Source organism: Erwinia tasmaniensis Et1/99, assembly GCF_000026185.1.
Lineage (GTDB): Bacteria > Pseudomonadota > Gammaproteobacteria > Enterobacterales > Enterobacteriaceae > Erwinia > Erwinia tasmaniensis.
Window position 1 is genome coordinate 2,311,020 of the sequence record NC_010694.1, and the last position, 18,195, is coordinate 2,329,214.

General features: G+C 52.7%; 16 protein-coding genes. 10 read left to right on the forward strand and 6 right to left on the reverse strand.

Features of this window, described 5'->3' with window-relative positions:
- Window positions 1-77 precede the first annotated feature (77 nt).
- The 5 genes from ETA_RS11345 (at window position 78) to solA (ending at window position 4,008) form a co-directional block, all read left to right on the forward strand.
- A complete protein-coding gene (locus ETA_RS11345; RefSeq protein WP_012441771.1) occupies window positions 78-641 on the forward strand; it encodes a lipoprotein in 564 nt (187 codons plus the stop codon).
- Between the two features lie 133 nt (window positions 642-774).
- Window positions 775-1,827, forward strand: coding sequence for a dihydroorotase (gene pyrC, locus ETA_RS11350; protein ID WP_012441772.1), 1,053 nt, complete (start codon window positions 775-777; stop codon window positions 1,825-1,827).
- A gap of 75 nt (window positions 1,828-1,902) precedes the next feature.
- Window positions 1,903-2,148 carry a DNA damage-inducible protein I gene (gene dinI / locus ETA_RS11355; RefSeq protein ID WP_012441773.1) on the forward strand — a complete coding sequence of 82 codons (246 nt, stop codon included), beginning with the start codon at window positions 1,903-1,905 and terminating at the stop codon, window positions 2,146-2,148.
- 374 nt (window positions 2,149-2,522) lie between these two features.
- Complete coding sequence (gene bssS, locus ETA_RS11360; RefSeq protein ID WP_012441774.1) at window positions 2,523-2,777, forward strand: biofilm formation regulator BssS; 255 nt, start codon at window positions 2,523-2,525, stop codon at window positions 2,775-2,777.
- 106 nt (window positions 2,778-2,883) lie between these two features.
- Window positions 2,884-4,008 carry an N-methyl-L-tryptophan oxidase gene (solA, locus tag ETA_RS11365; RefSeq protein WP_012441775.1) on the forward strand — a complete coding sequence of 375 codons (1,125 nt, stop codon included), beginning with the start codon at window positions 2,884-2,886 and terminating at the stop codon, window positions 4,006-4,008.
- Between the two features lie 54 nt (window positions 4,009-4,062).
- Here solA and proP read toward each other — a convergent pair whose 3' ends face one another.
- On the reverse strand, window positions 4,063-5,532 hold the full coding sequence (gene proP, locus ETA_RS11370; RefSeq protein ID WP_012441776.1) for a glycine betaine/L-proline transporter ProP: 1,470 nt from the start codon (window positions 5,530-5,532) through the stop codon (window positions 4,063-4,065).
- 588 nt (window positions 5,533-6,120) lie between these two features.
- Here proP and ETA_RS11375 point away from each other — a divergent pair.
- On the forward strand, window positions 6,121-6,675 hold the full coding sequence (locus tag ETA_RS11375; protein ID WP_012441777.1) for a cytochrome b: 555 nt from the start codon (window positions 6,121-6,123) through the stop codon (window positions 6,673-6,675).
- Window positions 6,676-6,698: 23 nt separating this feature from the next.
- Entirely contained in the window at window positions 6,699-7,271 is a 573-nt protein-coding gene (locus ETA_RS11380; RefSeq protein WP_193345537.1) for a YceI family protein, read from the forward strand.
- A 50-nt stretch (window positions 7,272-7,321) separates the two neighbouring features.
- Here the strand turns inward: ETA_RS11380 and trhO are convergent, their stop codons facing one another.
- Window positions 7,322-8,374: an oxygen-dependent tRNA uridine(34) hydroxylase TrhO gene (gene trhO, locus ETA_RS11385; protein ID WP_012441779.1), complete on the reverse strand. Its 1,053-nt coding sequence runs from the start codon at window positions 8,372-8,374 to the stop codon at window positions 7,322-7,324.
- Window positions 8,375-8,583: 209 nt separating this feature from the next.
- Between trhO and ETA_RS11390 the strand changes: the two genes are divergently transcribed.
- Complete coding sequence (locus tag ETA_RS11390; RefSeq protein WP_012441780.1) at window positions 8,584-9,504, forward strand: Kdo(2)-lipid IV(A) acyltransferase; 921 nt, start codon at window positions 8,584-8,586, stop codon at window positions 9,502-9,504.
- A gap of 187 nt (window positions 9,505-9,691) precedes the next feature.
- Window positions 9,692-10,090, forward strand: coding sequence for a MysB family protein (locus ETA_RS11395; protein ID WP_012441781.1), 399 nt, complete (start codon window positions 9,692-9,694; stop codon window positions 10,088-10,090).
- Between the two features lie 13 nt (window positions 10,091-10,103).
- Here the strand turns inward: ETA_RS11395 and ETA_RS11400 are convergent, their stop codons facing one another.
- The 3 genes from ETA_RS11400 to ETA_RS11410 form a co-directional block, all read right to left on the reverse strand.
- On the reverse strand, window positions 10,104-10,322 hold the full coding sequence (locus ETA_RS11400) for a YceK/YidQ family lipoprotein (RefSeq protein WP_157861846.1): 219 nt from the start codon (window positions 10,320-10,322) through the stop codon (window positions 10,104-10,106).
- Window positions 10,323-10,504: 182 nt separating this feature from the next.
- Window positions 10,505-13,063 carry a glucans biosynthesis glucosyltransferase MdoH gene (mdoH, locus tag ETA_RS11405; RefSeq protein ID WP_012441784.1) on the reverse strand — a complete coding sequence of 853 codons (2,559 nt, stop codon included), beginning with the start codon at window positions 13,061-13,063 and terminating at the stop codon, window positions 10,505-10,507.
- Complete coding sequence (locus ETA_RS11410; protein WP_193345538.1) at window positions 13,056-14,591, reverse strand: glucan biosynthesis protein G; 1,536 nt, start codon at window positions 14,589-14,591, stop codon at window positions 13,056-13,058. Before ETA_RS11410 ends, mdoH begins: the two co-directional genes overlap by 8 nt.
- Before the next feature lie 269 nt (window positions 14,592-14,860).
- Here ETA_RS11410 and mdoC point away from each other — a divergent pair, with 269 nt between their 5' ends.
- Window positions 14,861-15,985, forward strand: a complete 1,125-nt coding sequence (mdoC, locus tag ETA_RS11415) for a glucans biosynthesis protein MdoC (RefSeq protein ID WP_012441786.1) — start codon at window positions 14,861-14,863, stop codon at window positions 15,983-15,985.
- Between the two features lie 36 nt (window positions 15,986-16,021).
- Here mdoC and ETA_RS11420 read toward each other — a convergent pair whose 3' ends face one another.
- The gene (locus tag ETA_RS11420; RefSeq protein ID WP_012441787.1) at window positions 16,022-17,497 is read right to left on the reverse strand and encodes a phospholipase D family protein; all 1,476 of its coding nucleotides are present in this window, start codon (window positions 17,495-17,497) and stop codon (window positions 16,022-16,024) included.
- Between the last annotated feature and the right edge of the window lie 698 nt (window positions 17,498-18,195).

The following is an 18,195-nucleotide window of genomic DNA, read 5'->3' on the forward strand; positions in this document are numbered from 1 at the left end:
GAACTCTTTGCGCCAGTGGTGCATGCTATGCGCCTGCGCCGCCAGGATTGAGCGGTGAAATAAAACAGAGGAATACTATGAAAAAGTCGTTTTACGCCCTGGGCGCTTTACTGTTAGCGCTGTTGGTCAGCGGCTGTAACCAGATTGCGCAATACAGCATCAGCGAACAGGAAATTAACCAGGCGCTGGAAAAACACAACCGTTACGAAAAAAATATTGGCGTTGCCGGGCTGGTGGATGCACATATCACCCTGACCGATCTGCACAGCCAGATTGGCCGTGAGCAGGCAAACCGTGTGACCCTGACCGGTAAGGCTAACGTCAGCATCAGCTCACTTTTCGGCCCACAGCAGGCAGAAATGACGCTGACCATGAGAGCAGAACCGATGTTTAACCAGCAGGAAGGAGCCATCTACCTGAAGGATATGGAGCTGACCGATATCCAGGTCCAACCAGAGAAGATGCAGGGCGTACTGAAGACCTTAACGCCTTATCTGAATGAGTCGCTGAAAAGTTACTTTAACCAGAAACCGGCCTACGTGCTAAGCACCGATCGCAGTAAGGCCGAGTCGCTGGCTAAGCGCTTTGCCAAGGGGCTGGAAGTGAAGCCGGGTGAGCTGGTCATACCGTTCACCGACTGACTGAAGCCGGGTACGGGTTAACCCCGTACCTTATTTATGCCGGGGCGCACAAATCTGATGCTTTTCTGACGCTTTGCCCCTATGCTTAGACCCCGGCCAAAACCTGCTTAATCCTACTGCCGGAGCATTTAAGATGACCGACCAACCCCAGCAACTGACTATACGCCGCCCTGACGACTGGCACATCCATCTGCGTGACGGAGAGATGCTGGAGGCGGTAGCGCCATTTACCAGTGAAATTTGTGGCCGTGCCATTGTGATGCCCAACCTGGTTCCGCCCGTCACCAGCGTCGCCGCCGCCCGTGCCTACCGCGAGCGTATTGTTGCTGCCGTACCCGCCGCCCACGACTTCACCCCGTTAATGACCTGTTACCTGACCGATGGCCTCGACCCGGATGAAATCGAAGCCGGCTTTGCTGAAGGCGTTTTCACCGCCGCGAAGCTCTATCCGGCGCATGCGACCACGAACTCTGCACACGGCGTCACCAGCATAGCCTCAATTGCTAAGGTACTTGAGCGTATGCAGAAAATCGGTATGCCACTGTTGATCCACGGGGAAGTGACCGACGCGCACATCGACATTTTCGATCGCGAAGCGCGCTTTATCGAAACCGTGCTACACCCGCTGCGCCAGCAGTTCCCTGAGCTGAAGGTGGTCTGCGAGCATATCACCACACAGGAAGCGGCGGCGTATGTGCTGGAAGGCAATCAATACCTTGCGGCAACCATTACGCCACAGCATCTGATGTTTAACCGTAATCATATGCTGGTTGGCGGTATTCGCCCGCATCTCTACTGCCTGCCGATTCTCAAACGGAATATTCACCAGCAGGCGCTGCGTGATGCCGTTGCCAGCGGTCATCGACGCTTCTTCCTCGGCACCGATACCGCTCCGCATACGCGGGACCGCAAAGAAACCAGCTGTGGCTGCGCCGGCGTATTCAACGCGCCGTCAATGCTGAGCGCGTATGCGACGGTGTTTGAAGAGATCGGCGCGCTGGCGCATTTTGAAGCCTTCTGCTCGGAAAACGGCCCAGGCTTTTATGGTCTGCCGCTGAATGAAGATAAGGTGAGGCTGATCCGTCAGCCGTGGACAGTCCCGGAAAGCATCAGGGTTGGCGGCAATGGTGATAATCTGGTGCCGTTCCTCGCGGGTGAAACGCTTAACTGGCAGGTGGTTCTTTAATCACCCTGCGCTTAATAGTGATTGCCTTCGCATTGGTTACTGTATATATTCACAGTTATTCAACCGGAGGCTATCATGCGTATTGAAGTCACTGTAGCAAAAACCACTTCTTTGCCCGCGGGCGCTATCGACGCGCTAACGCAGGAATTGTCTAAACGTATCGACAAACATTTTCCCGACGGGAACAATACCATTTCAGTACGCTATGCCAGCGCGAACAGCCTGACGGTGATGGGCGGCGACAAAGAAGCAAAAGACCAGATTACGGACATTTTACAGGAAACCTGGGAAAGCGCGGACGACTGGTTTATCACAGATTAAACGTCATATTACTTATTGCCACACTTCTGCCGGAAACGCCTTCCGGCCTTTTTATATTCTAAAACATGGCCAGAGCGCTCCTCTTAGGCTACTTTGCTCTTATTAAAGTAAAAAAATACGTGTCTTATATAATCACTTTAATAGGTTTAATCTGATAGCCGCACCGCAAATAACGCGGTTATATTTTCTTAGGGTTTTTTATACCTGCTCGCTATTTCACTGCTGTCATGAGGCGCAGGTATCTGCAGTGCTGTGGTTAAATTCAGCGCGTTGCCAGAACTGCTGTTATAATCAGTTGGCTGTAGAAAAATAAACGCATTGAACCTCGATAAATCACTTCGTTGTCATCATTCACGAGTAATAAGGGGGTTATGATGGACAGTAACAAAGATGTCATCCAGACACATCCCCTCATCGGGTGGGATATCAGTACCGTAGACAGTTATGATGCCATGATGATCCGTTTGCATTCGCTGTCTTCCAACCAACAGCAGGCTGATGAAGCTGAAGTGGGACAGACCTACTGGCTGACCACCGATGTTGCCAGACAATTTATTTCCATTCTTGAAGCTGGCATTGCAAAAATAGAAGCTACCGACTACCAGGATCGCGATTACAAGAAGCATTAAAAGGCTTCACCGTGTTGCTCAAAGGCACCTTATCAAGGTGCCTTTTTCATGCCTGTAATAATTTGTTATTCTGCCAGAATTACCCGAATAAGTGAGGTTGCTCGCAATGGTTTACGATTTGATTGTGGTAGGGAGCGGTTCGGTGGGCGCAGCCGCCGGATGGTACGCCACCCAGGCTGGCCTGAAAGTACTGATGATTGACGGCCACCACCCGCCGCACCGGGAAGGCAGTCATCATGGCGAAAGCCGCCTGATACGTCATGCCTACGGCGAAGGTGCTCGCTATGTTCCGATGGTGTTACGTGCCCAACAGCTCTGGGATCGGCTTGAGCAGGACAGCGGCGAGCGCGTCATGCAGCGCTGCGGGGTGCTCAACCTTGCGCCACAACAGGCTGAATTTATTCAGAACGTGATGCGCAGCGCAGAACAATTCAGGCTGGATGTGGAAATCCTCAGCGAGGCCGACGTGATGCAGCGCTGGCCGCAAATCGCGCTACCGAACGGCTATATCGGCGTATTCGAACCCGCTTCCGGCTATCTGAAAGCTGAAGTCGCGGTGAAAAGCTGGATACGTCTGGCGCGGGAGGCGGGCTGCGCCCAGCTGTTTAACTGCCCTGTAAACCATATCGATACGCAGAACGGGCTGCAAACCGTGGCCACTGCAGACGGGGTTTACCAGGCGCGCAGGCTGTTACTCAGCGCCGGGACTTGGGTAAAGACGCTCTGCCCCGAGTTACCCGTTGCCCCGGTGCGCAAAGTGTTTGCCTGGCATCAGGCCGATGGCCGCTACAGTGAAAACAATAAATTTCCGGCATTTACCGTGGAGATGCCCGACGGAAACCACTACTACGGCTTCCCCGCCGATAATAACGCCCTTAAGATGGGCAAACATGAAGGCGGTCAACCTATTGCATCCGCCGCCGAGCGTAAGCCGTTTGGCGCTCTGGCAGCCGACGGCAGCGAACTGTTTAGCTTTATACGCCAGTTTTTGCCCGGCGTTGGGGTTTGTCTGCGGGGCGAGGCGTGCACCTACGATAACTCCCCGGATGGGGACTTTATTATTGACACTTTGCCGGGTGAGCCTGACCGTATGGTAATCAGCGGGTTAAGCGGGCACGGTTTCAAATTTGCCAGCGTGCTGGGTGAGATCGCAGCGCAGTTTGCCCAGGGCAGGCAGAGCGAATTTGATTTAACCCCTTTCTCGCTGTCGCGGTTTGCAAACGACCTGTAGCCTGCCCCACCCTAAAATGGCTCAATCAGCGAGCCATCGTAGGATGCAGCATGATTACTCGGCAGCCGCCTTTTTACGGCGCAGCCGCAGTTTATCCACCAGGCGCTGGGCTTCCGCCCGGCTGCCGACCGATGGCGCTGAACCACGCAGCGGTTTACGCGCGGTTTCACGCAGGGTAAAGACGGTGATCACCCCAATCACTCCCGCCCCCATCAGATAATAAGCCGGCATCAGCAGATTGCCGGTTTTCTCCACCAGCCAGGTCGTGATCAATGGCGTCGTGCCGCCAAACAGTGAGACCGATAAATTGAAACCAATAGCCAGCGCGCTGTAGCGAATATCCGTGGAAAACAGCGCCGGTAAGGTGGCCGGCATAGAACCACTGAAGCAGGTATGGATGGCGCCGAGAATAATCAGCCCGGTAAATACCAGCAGCATGTTACCGGTGCCGATCAGCATCATGCACGGTACTGCCAGCACGATCAGGCCAATCGCCCCGGCCCAGATGACGGGACGGCGTCCCAGGCGGTCATTCCAGTGGCCCCAGAACAACGTCAGCGGCATCATGACAAACATCACCACCAGGATCAGTAACAGGGAGCTGAGTTCGCTCAGGCCAAGTATTCCGGTCAGATAGCTCGGCATGTAGGATGTCAGCATATAGTTTGAAACGTTAAACAGCAGCACCAGGCCAATACATTTCAGCATCGCGGCGCGGTACTTGCTCAGCATCTGCCACAGACCCAGGCGTGGTTTGCTGTGCTCCAGCGCGTCCTGTTTTTCCATATGCTTCTGGAAGGCTGGCGTTTCTTCCAGCTTCAAACGGATATACAGCCCAAACAGGCCCAGCGGCGCGGCGATAAAGAACGGAATGCGCCAGCCCCAGTCAAGCAGATCCTGCTCCGGCATCGCTGCGGTTAACGCCGTCACCAACCCGGCTCCCAGCAGATACCCCCCCAGGGTGCCAAACTCAAGAAAACTGCCCATAAAGCCACGGCGCTCATCGGTGGAGTATTCGGCGATAAACGTAGCGGCGCCACCGTATTCCCCCCCGGTTGAGAACCCTTGTAACAGGCGCGCAAGCAGCAGCAGTACCGGGGCCATAATGCCGATAGAATGATAGCCGGGAATAATTCCGATACAGAAAGTGCCAATCGACATCATGATCATGGTGATTGCCAGCACTTTCTGGCGGCCTATGCGATCGCCAAGCGGTCCGAATACCAGGCCACCAACCGGTCGAACGAGGAACGCTGCGGCAAACGCGCCGAATGTGGCCAGCAGCTGCGCGGCGGGACTGCCGCCGGGGAAAAACACCTTGCCGATAGTCACGGCAAGATAGCTATAAACCCCGAAGTCAAACCACTCCATCGCGTTACCCAGAGCAGCGGCGCCCACGGCGCGTTTCAACATCGACTTATCAACAATAGTGATATCGTCGATGTTGAGTTCTTTGCCGGTGGCCTTATTTTTATTCCAGAAATGTTTCTTATGAGGCTGCTGCCCCTCTGATTTTTCGCCCATTAGCGCTCCCGATTGTGACACTGATATGAGAGCAGCTTTATAGCTTTCGTCGCCTGAAATGAGCATGGTGGAAGAAAGCTATAACTCTGCAAAGATGAAACCGTAATGTATGGTAAATCTAACATTATTCGTTATTTACACAACATTACCGTAGACAAGATCGCGCAGATGATCAAGTCGGCCATATATTTACCTATAACCTGTCGAAATCACCCTACTTACAATAGGGAAACGTCTTATCTGGTAAAATAGTTATCTCCCTGACATTGTCTTCATGGGTAAAGCATAAAATATCATAACGATTCCCAGCCCACTTTATTGACAAATCTCGACAAAATCTTGAAAAAACACACAATCACCAGCAAATAATCAGAACATGTTTTTTAGAAAACAACTATTTTAAAACAGTTAACTTAAGCACGTGATTGACTTTTTTCCGAATCCACTTCTGATATCTTGTCCAAATTATTACTTTTAATTCAAAATTTTTGAAACAGGTAATGGATTCTTAAAACTGTAAACATATTTGTTGATTTTACGCCGGGTTATGGTCAGTCTTATCTCAAATGATGAGGAATGGATATCACTATGCGGTGGAAAAATAGCGTTACGCGTTATGGCGCATTGAGCATCGGTATGCACTGGCTGGTGGCCGTTGCGGTATATGGCATGTTTGCACTCGGACTATGGATGGTAACGCAGGGTTATTACGACGAGTGGTATCACAAAGCCCCGGAACTGCATAAAAGCATCGGTATGGTGCTGTTTGCCGTGATGCTGGTGCGCGTGGTATGGCGGTTCGTTTCCCCCCCACCCAAGCCGCTTAAGAGCTACAGCCCGCTGGTACGCCACGGTGCGGTGATAGCCCACCTTCTGCTCTACGGGTTGCTGTTTGCCATTTTGATCAGCGGCTACCTAATTTCAACGGCAGAAGGTAAGCCAGTCGATGTATTTGGCGTCCTGCCGGTGCCGGCATTGTTTACCGGGCTGGGCGAACAGGCCGATCTGGCTGGCAACATTCACCTCTGGCTGGCATGGAGCGTGGTGATCCTTTCCGTGCTGCACGGGCTGGCCGCGTTAAAACACCATTTTATCGATCGCGATATCACGTTAAAAAGGATGCTGGGTCACCGCATCGACTAACCTCATGAAAGGAAGACACTATGCTGAAGAAAACGATTCTGGGCCTGACCACCGCTGCGCTATTAATGACGGGAGCCACCGCCAACGCAGCCGAGTATAAAATTGATAAGGAAGGACAGCATGCGTTTGTTCAGTTCCGTATCAAACACCTGGGATATAGCTGGCTGTACGGCAGTTTTAAGGATTTCGATGGTGCGTTCACTTTTGACGAGGCGGATCCGAGCAAAGACAAGGTGAATGTCGTCATCAATACTGCCAGTGTCGATACTAATCATGCGGAGCGTGATAAGCATCTGCGCAGCGCCCACTTCCTTAATACCGGCAAGTTCCCGCAGGCGACCTATGTTTCTACCGGCGTGGTGAAAGAGGGAGAGGGGCTGACCGTCAACGGTAATCTGACGCTGAACGGCGTGACCAAGCCGGTCAAACTTTCCGCCAAACTGATGGGCGAAGGCAAAGATCCGTGGGGCGGCTACCGTGCTGGCTTTGAAGCAGCCGGCAAAATTGCGCTGAAAGATTTCAATGTTGAGACCGATTTGGGGCCAGCTTCGCAGGATGTTGATCTGATTATTTCTCTGGAAGGCGTACGCCAGTAAAAGATCGCAGTTGAGCATCTCACCGGGCGGCTGCCCGGTGAGATGGCGTATCACTCTTTCGGGGAAGGGATATGCATGGTGGTGCTTAGCAGGCCACGCGATTTGTTGAATATCTTGTTGCCGTTTTCACGTCCGGCGCGGCGCGCGCGCTGCTCTTCCGGCGTGAGTGCCAGCTCCTCCATGCACAGCGGGCTACAGCAGTGATTGAACTTCACCGCACAGGCCGGACACTGGATAAACAGCAGGTGGCAACCGTCATTCAGACAGTTAACGTGATTATCGCAGGGTTCACCGCACTGATGACAATGCGCGATAACGTCGTCGGAAATACGCTCACCCATGCGCTCGTCAAAAACAAAGTTCTTGCCCTTAAAACGAACGGGTAAACCCTGTTCGCGCGCGCGGCGGGCATATTCAATAATCCCACCTTCAATATGGTAAACATTTTCATAACCGTTATGGCGCATCCAGGCGCTGGCTTTTTCACAGCGGATCCCTCCCGTACAGTACATAACAATCTTTTTGTCTTTGTCCTGCTCCAGCATATCAACCGCCATCGGCAGCTGATCGCGGAAGGTATCGGCCGGGATCTCCAGAGCGTTATCGAAATGCCCCACTTCGTACTCATAATGATTGCGCATATCGACGAAAACCGCTTCGGGATCGTCCAGCATGGCGTTCACTTCCGCCGCTTTCAGGTAGGCCCCGACATCGCTGGCATCAAAACTTTCATCGGTGATCCCGTCCGCCACGATGCGCTCACGGACCTTCAGACGCAGCACCCAAAAGGATTTACCGTCATCGTCCAGCGCAATATTCATGCGCAGCTTGTCCAGCGCCGGATGAAAGCCATACAGCGTGGCTTTCATCTCTTCATACAGGCTTGCGGGAACGCTGACCTGGGCGTTAATTCCTTCTGCCGCGACATAAACGCGACCAAATACTTTCAGGCGGGTCAACGCCACGTAAAGTGCATCCCGGAAGGCACGCGGATCTTCAATGGTGAAATATTTATAGAAAGAAACTGTAGTGCGCGGCTCGGTCTCGGCCAGCATACGCGCTTTTAGCTCTTCATTGGACACAAGGTTATGTAACACTGGCATGGTGTACTTTCCTGAATTCAAATAGGGTAAATTTTTTTGCGCGTCTATAATACATCAGTTAACGTGTGATGTCCTTACCTTGGCCATATCGCCACTAAGGATGAAACAGCAGATTATTTCAGTTTTCATATTTATGATGGCACAATAGGCCATAATTAAATTTTTATGGGCTTCATAATAGCTCCCTTTTTTTGACGTTCTGGAAACTCATGACTCAGCTGCCTCAATTTAGTCGTGCATTACTGCATCCCCGTTATTGGTTTACCTGGTTGGGTATTGCTCTTCTCTATGTGCTGGTGTTACTCCCTTATCCGGTGCTTTATTATGTTGGTTGTGGATTAGGAAGGCTTTCCATGCGCTTTCTAAAACGCCGGGTGGACGTTGCCAGACGTAACCTCGAACTCTGTTTTCCAGAAATGCCCGCCGCCGAGCGTGAAGCGCTGATGAAACGCAACTTCGAATCGCTGGGCATGGGGCTGATAGAAACCGGCATGGCGTGGTTTTGGCCGGAGTGGCGAATAACAAAATGGTTTAAGGTCAGCGGATTAGAACATATCAGTAAGGCTGCTGCCGACCAGAAAGGCGTACTGTTGATCGGTATGCATTTTCTGACGCTTGAGCTGGGAGCACGAATTTTCGGCATCCACAACCCGGGGATTGGCGTTTACCGACCGAATGATAATGCGCTGATTGACTGGCTTCAGACATGGGGCCGCATGCGTTCGAATAAAAGCATGCTTGACCGGAAGGATCTGAAGGGCATGATACGCGCTCTGAAAAGTGGCGATATTATCTGGTATGCACCGGACCACGATTACGGCCCGAAAAGCAGCGTGTTCGTGCCGTTTTTCGCCGTTGATCAGGCGGCGTCCACGAAGGGAAGCTACCTGCTTATTCGCAGCGGGAAGCCGGCGGTGATCCCCTTTGTGCCCCGCCGCCTGCCGGCAGGCAAAGGCTATGAGATGGTTATTCTGCCTGAAGAGCAGGCCATTCCTTTAAATGACGAAGCGGCGACGGCCGCTCGCATGAATAACATCGTCGAACAGGGCGTATTGATGGCGCCAGATCAGTATATGTGGCTTCACCGCCGTTTCAAGACTCGCCCTGAAGGACAGCCTGCCCTTTACTGAATTCCCTTAACAGGCCGGATTTTCCGGCCTGTCCCCCCGATGCCGTCTGCTTCATGTCTCTCTTATTCCCCGTCTGTCATACCGTTTTCGCTGTGTACCCGGCACAATTTTTTTGTGTCGCGCCCTTGCATCTTTGCGGATAGCGACAACAATTACCCTTTAGCTTATTTACACCACGGAGATCGCGATGAACCTTTATGCCACGCTGGAAGAAGCGATTGATGCTGCACGCGAAGAGTATCTGGCCGCCAACCCGGAACAGGAAGAGGATGAGGTTTCAGTCAGTCAGTTTAATCTGCAAAAATACGTGATGCAGGATGGCGATATCATGTGGCAGGCTGAATTTTTCACCGATGACGGTGATGAAGGTGAATGCCTGCCGCTAAGCAGCGGTGAAGCCGCACAGGCAATTTTCGACGGCGAATTTGACGAGGTTGAACTGCGTCAGGAGTGGCTTGCGGAAAATACCCTTCATGAGTGGGACGACGGCGAATTTCAGCTGGAGCCACCGGGTGATACTGAAGAGGGCAAGGCGGCCGCTGAAGAGTGGGAAGACGATAACAGCGAATCCGATAATCTGATCTGATCCCGCATCAGTGCTATTCGTACGGCCCGTGCCGCGCGTCCACCGGCAGTAACAGCGTATCCACCACCAGCGAAAGCGGCAGGTCGATGATGGCAATAAAGCGCCAAGGCCTGTCGCGCACGTCCCACTGCACGCCGGGGTAATATTGATTACCCTGCCCCTGTCCGGGCACGGTTCTGCTGATAATGCTGCCACAGCCGCTCAGTACCAGTATGCTCAGGCCCATCGCCATTGCGCGTATCAACACTTTCACTCTCTCCTTCCCTTCACTTTCATGCATATGGACGCGCTATTTTAGCGCTTAACGGTGAGTCCGCCGCCATGACTAATGCAAAGAATACGTAAAAAAAGCCGGAACGCGATGTTCCGGCTTTGATTTGATGGCCTGTACGCGGGTACAGCAACCAGACCGACCTACTTCGCGTTATTTAACGCCAGCGGATTCAGCTTCAGACTATGATAATGATCTGACCAGTCGCGATACTTATCTGCATTCTGCCACAGACGATAGTGCATACGTGACAGGGTTACCGGGTCGCTAAGCAGCGCCAGGCGGCTGTCGCGATTGAGATTGGCCGGAGAGCCACTCAAGGCCTGCTCGACGCGCCGATCGCGGGCGAAGTCAAGGATATCGCTCTGTAGGTGACGCGATGTCGCCATCGCGCTTGCCAACGCGTTGAACGATGGATGGAATACCGCATGCATAAAGCCGTCATCCAGCGCTCGCTCGCGATTAAGCTCGACGTAGCGATCGGTGTCCAGCAGCTCCTGCGGCGGATTGTACTCTTCCGGGATCAGGAACAGCTTGCCGCGCTTCGACGCCTGGCCAAGAGTACGACGACTGGACCAGACAGAAACAAACGGTGACAGGATCAGCGAGAAGACGATCGGAGACAGCCACCACAAGAAGTTAAGATCCAGCCACCCCATTCCGCCAGCCCAGACCAGGCCAAGCAGCATTTGTGAGCCGTGGCGCTTAAACGCCTCGCTCCACGGCGTGGCGTCGTCATCGCGCTGCGGTGAGTTCCATACCACTTCCCAGCCGAGAAACGCGCTGACCACGAAGACGGTGTGGAACAGCATACGTACCGGTGCCAACAGCACTGAGAACAGCATTTCCAGGCACAGTGAAACCAGCACGCGCAATGCGCCGCCGTAAGGCTTCGCTCCTTTGCACCACACAAGGATAATACTTAACAGTTTCGGCAAAAACAGCAGAACCAGCGTCGTCGAGAACAGCGCAATCGCCAGTTCAGGTCGCCACTGCGGCCACACCGGGAAAAGCTGACGCGGTTGCAGGAAGTACTGCGGCTCCATCAGCGTATGCACCACCTGCAGGGCGGTTGACAGCGCCAGGAACATAAACCATAGCGGAGCAGACAGATAGGACATCACGCCGGTCAGGAATACCGCTCGGTGAACCGGATGCATGCCTTTTACCAGAAACAGACGAAAGTTCATCAGGTTACCGTGGCACCAGCGGCGATCGCGCTTCAGCTCATCCAACAGGTTCGGCGGCAGTTCTTCATAGGAGCCGGGTAAATCATAAGCGATCCACACTCCCCAACCGGCGCGGCGCATCAGCGCGGCTTCGACAAAGTCATGCGAAAGGATCGAGCCGGCAAATGAACCTTCTCCCGGCAGAGGGGCCAGCGCACAGTGCTCAATAAACGGCTGAACGCGGATAATAGCGTTGTGGCCCCAGTAGTGTGACTCACCCAGCTGCCAGAAATGCAGGCCGGCGGTAAAGAGCGGCCCGTAAACCCGGGTGGCAAACTGCTGACAGCGCGCATAAAGCGTGTCCATACCCGATGCTTTCGGCGATGACTGGATAATACCCGCATTCGGGTTGGCTTCCATCATGCGTACCAGACCATTCAGGCACTCACCGCTCATCACGCTGTCGGCGTCCAGTACGACCATATAGCTGTACTGGCTGCCCCAACGGCGGCAAAAGTCATCAATGTTACCGGATTTACGCTTCACACGACGACGACGGCGACGATAGAAAATACGCCCTTCCCCGCCCACGTCACGCACCAGCTCCATCCAGGCCTTTTGCTCGGCCATGGCGATATCCGGATTGTAGCTGTCGCTAAGAATATAGACATCGTAGTTGTCCTGTTCGCCGGTACGCACTACCGACTCCCAGGTGGCACGCAGACCGGCGAACACGCGCCCCACGTCTTCATTACAGATCGGCATAATCAGCGCCGTACGATGTTCCGGGTTGATAGGTTCATCACCGCTGGTCAGATAGGAAATGCTGTATTTATCCTTACCGATCAGCAGCTGTAAGAAGCCCATCAGCGCCGTCCAGAACCCGGCTGAAACCCAGCAAAACAGCACGGCAAAGAGGATCAGGATCCCGGTTTGCAGCACGTAAGGCAAGATTTGTAGTACCGACTGTTGCCAGTTCTGATTGATCATCTCCATCGGGTCGATCAGCGCCCAGCCCTGATAAGGCAGGATGGTCTTCATATACCAGGTCGCCACCACCGTCTGGAACACAGTGAGGAACAGCAGGATATAGCGACGAATGGAGCCTACATGCCGCCATTTGTCCTCTCTTTTCTGCTCTTCTTTGCTGGCATAACGCGGGGTGCTTTTACGCCCGCGCACGGCGTCCCACGCACGCGCCACCGGGTTGGTGCGCCACTCCTCAGGGTACATAGAAGAACGGGTGTGCTTCGGCATCGCTTTCAGCGTTGTGCGATCCAGCGCATCTTTGCCAAACTGACGTCCCTCATCGACAGAGTCAGGCCAGCTCATTTCGACACGCGCTTTGACAGACGCCTGTGGCGCATCGTCAGGACGTGTTTGAGTAGAACCCTCGTCAGCCAGCTGATGATGCAGCTGACTGAAGCTATCCTCCGCGTTTTCAGGCACAGCATCACGCAGCGCCCCTTTCCGTTCAGGGGAAAGAGGCAGCGCATCGATATATTCAGTAGGTATTACGGTAGACTTATTCATTGGCAGGCAACTGATTGCTCCAGGTTTCCGTCAGCGTTTTGTCACCGTTAACCAGCGCAGCACGCATTTCCGTAGGTTGTTTGGCGTCTTTAATGCGAATGCGCAGCATCAGACGCCACCCTTTGGTGACCGGATTATAGCGAACGCTGTTCTCCACCAGTTCACCGTTGTTACCAATACTGACCTGAGGCGTTACCGCGGTATTTTCCGGCAGTTTGCTCATCTCCGGGCCAACAAAATCAACGATAAAGGCCACGGTACCGTCCGGCTGGCGCACCAGGTTGGACTGCTTAACATCGCCGGTAGAGCGAAGGGTACTTTTTACATACGCCGTCTCCGGTGAATGCAGCTGGCTTTCATCGCGGGTGAAATGCAGACGATAGGCAAACTTCATCTCTTTGCCCGCTTCAGGCAGGCTTTCCGGGGTCCAGAATGCCACGATATTATCGTTGGTTTCGTCCGCCGTTGGGATTTCAACCAGCTCAACGCGGCCTTTACCCCAGTCGCCCTGCGGTTCTATCCAGCCGCTTGGACGCAGATCGTAACGATCGTCCAGATCCTGGAACTTATCAAATTCGCGCCCACGCTGTAACAGTCCGAAACCGCGCGGGTTTTCAACGGTAAAGGTACTGACCGCCAGATGTTTTGGATTATTCAGCGGACGCCATATCCATTCACCGTTACCGGCGTGGATAGACAGGCCGTTAGAATCATGCAGGGCCGGACGGTAATTAACCTGAGACGTCGGTTGATTGGCGCCAAAGAGATACATACTGGTCAACGGTGCAACGCCCAGCTTGCCAATTTTGTCACGCAGATAAACTTTTGACTGCACATCGACGGTGCTGTCTTTACCTGGGGTGATCAGGAAGCGATATGCTCCGGTGGCTCGCGGCGAGTCGAGCAGTGCATAAATAACCAGATGCTTATCCTGCGGCTTTGGACGCTCGATCCAGAACTGCTTAAAGCGCGGAAACTCTTCACCGGAAGGCAGAGCGGTGTCTATGGCAAGGCCACGAGCAGAAAGCCCATAAACCTGCCCTGCACCGATCACGCGGAAATAGCTGGCTCCGAGGAAGCTGGAAATTTCATCTTTCTTATCTTTGCTATTTAACGGATACAGCACTTTGAAACCGGCAAAACCGAGGTTCTTCAGCGTGTCGGCATCGTGTGGCACGTTACCAAAATTGAAATACTCTGGAGAATATTTAATCTCGCGCACGCTGTTTGCGGTCACTTCATTGAGGCGTACCGGGGTATCGAAGTACATACCTTGATGATAGAATTCAAGTTTAAAAGGGGTTTTAAGCTTACTCCAGTAGGCTTTGTCATGGTTGAACTGGATCTGCTGGTAGTTAGCGTATTTCATTTCACGCAGCTGCGAAGGCAGATTACTTTTCGGCGCTTCGAAGCTCTTTCCGGCTAAATCTTTCGCCTGTTTTGCCACATCGTCAATGCTGAAAGCCCAACTGCTGTTGGCATACATTGAGAACAAAACGGCAGCGCCAACCCAGCGCAATTTCATCAGTTTTGGTTTATTGTTCATTTTAATCCGGACATCCCCCCCATTTCGGGTGCTTAAACAATTAATTCATCTTAAAGGATAATTTAGTATTCCGACAGCATGACCGCGTTTTTGTTCCGATATTCTGATTCACGAAACTTCCGATCCTTAAGCTTTTAACGGAACCAGATTCGACTGATAGTATACGCTTATTCGCCCTGGTAAAGTAAGCAGTAAGCTTTAGGCTGATTACGGATCCACTAAGCGGATAACGCGTTGAAAAACGGATATTTATGACTAGAAAAACACAGCAAAGAGAGTACTTCCTTGATTCGATTCGCGCCTGGTTAATGTTATTAGGGGTGCCTTTTCATGTATCGCTCATTTATTCAACTCAAAGCTGGTCGGTAAACAGTAGCTCCCCCTCCGAGTGGCTGACGTTGCTGAATGATTTCATCCATGCCTTTCGCATGCAGGTGTTCTTCGTCATCTCAGGCTATTTTTCCTACATGCTGTTCCTGCGTTATAACCCCAGCAGCTGGCTGAAGGTGCGTATGGAGCGGGTTGGCATCCCAATGTTGACGGCCATTCCGCTTATCACCCTGCCTCAATTCTTCATGCTTAAAGAGTGGACCAGCAAGATAGGTAACTGGAGTAGCATGACGTTTTATCAGCAGTACAATGCGCTGGTTTGGGATTTAATTTCCCACCTGTGGTTTCTGCTGGTGCTGGTACTGCTCACCCTGGCGGGCCGTTGGCTTTTCACTATTTTGCGCGACAGTAAGAGGGAAAAATCAGACCATTCCGATCTTGGCTGGGGCCGTCTTACCCTCTGGATCCTGCTTTGCTGCCTTGCATGGTGTATTTTCCGCCGCACGCTGTTTATCTTTGCCCCGCAGATCCTCGGTGATGCGCTGTTCAATATGGCCGTGATGCAGACGTTATTTTATCTGCCTTTTTTTGTGCTGGGAGCAATGGCGTGGAAATACCCGGCGATTAAAGCCCTTTTCGTTCGTCCGGTGCCCTGGACCTTTGTCGGTTCCGCCCTGGCGTTTGCCGCCTATGTCGCTAATCAGACGTGGAGCCATGGCGGCGGCTGGCTGTATGAAATCGATGCGCTGACGTCCATGTTGATGGGGCTGTGGATGATCAATGTGGTGTTTTCACTCGGCTATCGCCTGCTGAATTCACACTCTCCGCGCGTAAGGTATCTTGTTAACGCCTCACTGTTTATCTACCTGGTACACCATCCGTTAACCATTCTCTACGGCATTCTTTTTGTTAACGAGATAGGTAACAACACGCTGGGCTTCTTTGCAGGACTGGTGTTCGTCTTTGGCATCGCCTTTGTGCTGTATGAAATCCATTTGCGTATTCCGCTGCTGCGCTTCCTGTTCTCCGGGAAAGCACAACATTAAGCGGTGACCGGGGCGCGCGCCCCGGTCACCGGCGGCTTATAACAACCACTCGATAGGCAGACGTGAGACAAGGCGGACTAAGAGACGCTGCATCAGTCGCGTTTGCGGTTCATGTTTGTGCACAACCTCTTTCTCCGGGTCATCCGGATATTCCACCCAGTTTATGTGCCCCCACTTATCCAACCTCAGCGTCCAGGCCTTGTCGGGCATACTGGTCATAAAGCGCTGATGCACCTGCGTTGCCAGGCTTTCGCTCTCAATGACCAGCCCCATTTCCGTGTTCAGCATCGCCGAACGCGGATCGAAATTAAATGAGCCAATAAACAGCTGCTGGTTATCAACGCTGAACGTTTTGGCGTGCAGGCTGGCTCCCGAGTTACCGGTTAAGCCACGGTCATGCGAAGCCGGAGCCATCCCGTTATGGGGCTTTAGCTCATACAGCGTAACGCCGTGACGTAACAGTTTTTTGCGCCATTTGGCGTAACCGGCATGCACCACGGAAACATCATTAGCCGCCAGTGAATTGGTCAGCACGGCGATTTTTACCCCTTTACGCACCAGCGAAAGCAGCTGGGCCACGCCGGCACGCGTTGGAACAAAATAGGCGGAAATAATGTCGAACTGGCGCTGCGGTTTGCCGATGGCAGACAGCATACGTTGTGGCAAAAGCGTACTTGTTCTTGCGCGCCCCAACCCTTTGCGCGGGTCGTCGCTTAACAGACGAGTATTGGCCCATATAAACGGCAGAGAACGGCTTTCAAGTTGACTGACAAACGGCGATTCGTCCACCCGCCGCAGATAACGCTGTACCCGGGTGGTTTCACGCCACGCCTGCGGTAGCGTGACGGCCGAGAGTTCACCCGCCTCTTCGTCAACGACGGTGTTTAGCGGCGCAACGGCCCGACTTTGCCAGTAGCGCGAAAAATCCTGCGCAACCTCCCCGACTACCGGGCCAACGGCCAGCACATCGAGATCGGTGAACAGAGGTTCATCCCCGGCGGCAAAGTACTCATCGCCGATATTGCGGCCGCCGACGATAGTCGCCGTATTGTCAACGGTAAAACTTTTGTTGTGCATACGCCGGTTCAGACGGGCGAAATCCGTGATGTAGCCAAGTGCGCGCAGAGTACGGAACGAAAAAGGATTGAACAGGCGTATCTCAATATTGGGATGGCGATTCAGTTCACTCAGCGTGTCATCAAGGCCACCGGTATTGTTATCATCCAGCAGCAGCCGTATCTTTACCCCGCGCTGGGCGGCAGTCAATACGGCACTGAACAGTAACCGCCCGGACATGTCGTTTTGCCAAATATAATATTGAATATCCAGCGAGCGCTCGGCCATTGAGATCAGCAGATAGCGGGCGGCAAATGCGTCCAGACCTTCATCTAAAGGGAAGATGCCGCTGTGCTCAGGATGTTGTTCCGCCAGCGGAATGACGGCCTGCGCAAGCCGTGAACGCGCAGTCGTCGCCGAAAAGCCAGCATCTGGCCACTGATGTATCTCGGTCATCGGCGATCCTTGAGTTGATTAGGGTTATTTTTCAGCAGTAAACGACTGTCCGATCGCCGCTATCAGAGCAGGCTCACAATCAAACCACCGTCTGATTTTCCCCCCTATCCGATCGCCATGCGTTGCTGACAAATAATATTATGCCCTGTTACTTACGTATCATCTACTGACGATATTTACACAACCCAATCCAGCCAGTAGCACCGATAGCGCCAGTCACAGATAATCCTAATCTTCGTCGGTTAGCCGATCGGCAGGCGGATCGGAGCCGTAACTCACGGCGTCAGCACACCCAAAGAGTAATAACGATAACAAAGGTAATTAGCGTGAAGGAGGCGATGGCAAAAACCATAATGGTGAAAGGGGCGTCTTCTAAGGGCACGCGTTTTTCTTTTTCGGACTCGGTTTCAGGACTGTTTTTCATATCAAACCACAGTATACCGGCAAAACATTGCTGTTATGGGGCCAGTAAAAGATGAAAGACGTCCGTTTCGTAAGGAGGTAAACCGTAGTTCACGTAGGCTCAGCATTCATTAAATAGAATCACCCTTCGTCAGATTAAATTATTGACGTGTACGGGCAACAAAGAATAGCACAGCGTCTGAATTGGTTAAAAAAATAAATTAATTGACTCGTGCAACTAAGGGCATAAAGCGCTCTTATCTACGACAGAATTAGCATATTTGCCCTGTCAAACC

What these genes read in the sequence shown, in the direction of transcription:
- ETA_RS11345 (WP_012441771.1), top strand. Translation starts at nt 78, where the DNA reads ATGAAAAAGTCGTTTTACGCCCTGGGCGCTTTACTGTTAGCGCTGTTG.
- pyrC (WP_012441772.1), top strand. Translation starts at nt 775, where the DNA reads ATGACCGACCAACCCCAGCAACTGACTATACGCCGCCCTGACGACTGG.
- dinI (WP_012441773.1), top strand. Translation starts at nt 1,903, where the DNA reads ATGCGTATTGAAGTCACTGTAGCAAAAACCACTTCTTTGCCCGCGGGC.
- bssS (WP_012441774.1), top strand. Translation starts at nt 2,523, where the DNA reads ATGGACAGTAACAAAGATGTCATCCAGACACATCCCCTCATCGGGTGG.
- solA (WP_012441775.1), top strand. Translation starts at nt 2,884, where the DNA reads ATGGTTTACGATTTGATTGTGGTAGGGAGCGGTTCGGTGGGCGCAGCC.
- proP (WP_012441776.1), bottom strand. Translation starts at nt 5,532, where the DNA reads ATGGGCGAAAAATCAGAGGGGCAGCAGCCTCATAAGAAACATTTCTGG.
- ETA_RS11375 (WP_012441777.1), top strand. Translation starts at nt 6,121, where the DNA reads ATGCGGTGGAAAAATAGCGTTACGCGTTATGGCGCATTGAGCATCGGT.
- trhO (WP_012441779.1), bottom strand. Translation starts at nt 8,374, where the DNA reads ATGCCAGTGTTACATAACCTTGTGTCCAATGAAGAGCTAAAAGCGCGT.
- ETA_RS11390 (WP_012441780.1), top strand. Translation starts at nt 8,584, where the DNA reads ATGACTCAGCTGCCTCAATTTAGTCGTGCATTACTGCATCCCCGTTAT.
- ETA_RS11395 (WP_012441781.1), top strand. Translation starts at nt 9,692, where the DNA reads ATGAACCTTTATGCCACGCTGGAAGAAGCGATTGATGCTGCACGCGAA.
- ETA_RS11400 (WP_157861846.1), bottom strand. Translation starts at nt 10,322, where the DNA reads ATGGCGATGGGCCTGAGCATACTGGTACTGAGCGGCTGTGGCAGCATT.
- mdoH (WP_012441784.1), bottom strand. Translation starts at nt 13,063, where the DNA reads ATGAATAAGTCTACCGTAATACCTACTGAATATATCGATGCGCTGCCT.
- mdoC (WP_012441786.1), top strand. Translation starts at nt 14,861, where the DNA reads ATGACTAGAAAAACACAGCAAAGAGAGTACTTCCTTGATTCGATTCGC.
- ETA_RS11420 (WP_012441787.1), bottom strand. Translation starts at nt 17,497, where the DNA reads ATGACCGAGATACATCAGTGGCCAGATGCTGGCTTTTCGGCGACGACT.